We start from the raw sequence: 1,651 nt of genomic DNA on the forward strand, positions 1-1,651 counted from the left end.
ATATGCATGGGAACGTACGGGAGTGGTGCTGGGACTGGTACGAAAGTTATTCAGGCTCTACGCAGGACAACCCTACAGGCGCGTCCTTTGGTACTTACCGCGTGAGGCGCGGCGGGGCATGGCGCAATACGGCCGGATACCTGCGTTCCGCGGTCCGGGGCTACGACACCCCGAACGGCCGGGGCAACTACATCGGCTTCCGACTTGTCCGCCCCTAGCCTGCCATTATCTGCCGTATACCGCTATCATAACTCCCGCCGCTATCGCCGTTCCGATTACGCCAGCCACGTTCGGGCCCATCGCGTGCATTAACAGGAAGTTGCCGGGATCGTACTCAAGGCCGACCTTGTTTGATACACGCGCGGCCATCGGAACCGCGGATACGCCGGCGGAGCCGATGAGCGGGTTGATCTTCTCTTTAAGGAACAGGTTCATAAACTTGGCGACGAGAACGCCGGTGGCGGTCGCTATAGCGAAGGCGAGAAGCCCCATAAATACGATGATCAGCGAAGAGGGGTTAAGGAATTTTTCTGGGGTCATCTGGCTGCCGACGCCCAAGGAGAGGAACATCGACACGATGTTCATAAGCTCGTTTTGGGCGGTCTTGGAAAGCCTTTCCACCACGCCGATTTCACGGATAAAGTTGCCGAACATAAGACAGCCGATAAGTGGGGCGGCGGCGGGGATTAAAAGAATCGCTAGTAAAAATACGATTATCGGGAAGGCGATTTTTTCCGTCTTGGAAACATGGCGGAGCTGTTTCATTTTAATCAGCCGTTCTTTTTGCGTCGTGAGCAGTTTCATGATAGGCGGTTGAATCATCGGGACTAATGCCATGTAGGAATACGCCGCCACGGCGACCGTCGCCAGAAGGTGGGGCGCTAGTTTCGCGGCGGTGTAAATCGTGGTGGGGCCGTCCGCGCCGCCGATTATCGCGACGCCGCAGGCTTCTTTAAGATTGAAGGCGACGCCGGGAAGGAAGTTCGCGAGGCTGATAAAAAACAAAGTGCCGAAAACGCCGAACTGGGCCGCCGCTCCAAGAAGGGCGGTCTTGGGGTTCGCGATAAGAGGGCCGAAGTCCGTCATCGCTCCTATCCCGATAAAAATAATAAGCGGGAAAAATTCGTTGCCTATCCCCGCGTTGTAAATTATGTTTAGAAAACCCTGATGCTCCCATATCTTTAGCGTATCGTTCCATACGCCCTGTTCACCCATGCCGGCGAATGGAATATTCGCGAACACGATGCCGAAGCCGATTGGGACAAGCAGTAAAGGCTCGAAGCCCTTCGACGCTCCAAGATAGATTACAAGGAAGCCGACCAGAACCATGATAAGCTCGTACCATCCGAATACGGGGAAAGAGATGCCCGCGGGGGTGGTTTTCATTACTACGTCGGTGAAAAAAGCGTAGATGCCCGTGGTTTGTCCCAATTTAATTATGAAATCCTTAAAGTTTACCAGCGGCAGGTCGCTGCTGTTTGGTATTATGCCCTCATGATTCCTTAACGAAGGCAGTTCTTCGGTTGACTTGGCGGCTTGCTCCATAGCCCTCGTGTTAAATAAGGTACCTACAATGGTAAACCCAAAAGTGGCGATTTACACCATCCGGCCGAATTTTCAGATTAAAATCGGGTCTTTTTTTTGGGTTTAA

Annotated in this window: 2 protein-coding genes; one reads left to right on the forward strand and one right to left on the reverse strand. The window is 53.3% G+C overall.

Annotated features, from left to right (window positions below; translation table 11 throughout):
* Positions 1–2 precede the first annotated feature (2 nt).
* Positions 3–218 carry a formylglycine-generating enzyme family protein gene (locus ACYVTD_RS12450; protein WP_461248075.1) on the forward strand — a complete coding sequence of 72 codons (216 nt, stop codon included), beginning with the start codon at positions 3–5 and terminating at the stop codon, positions 216–218.
* A 7-nt stretch (positions 219–225) separates the two neighbouring features.
* Here the strand turns inward: ACYVTD_RS12450 and ACYVTD_RS12455 are convergent, their stop codons facing one another.
* Positions 226–1,545: a sodium ion-translocating decarboxylase subunit beta gene (locus tag ACYVTD_RS12455; RefSeq protein WP_461248076.1), complete on the reverse strand. Its 1,320-nt coding sequence runs from the start codon at positions 1,543–1,545 to the stop codon at positions 226–228.
* Between the last annotated feature and the right edge of the window lie 106 nt (positions 1,546–1,651).

It is taken from the genome of Treponema sp. R6D11 (assembly GCF_054786075.1).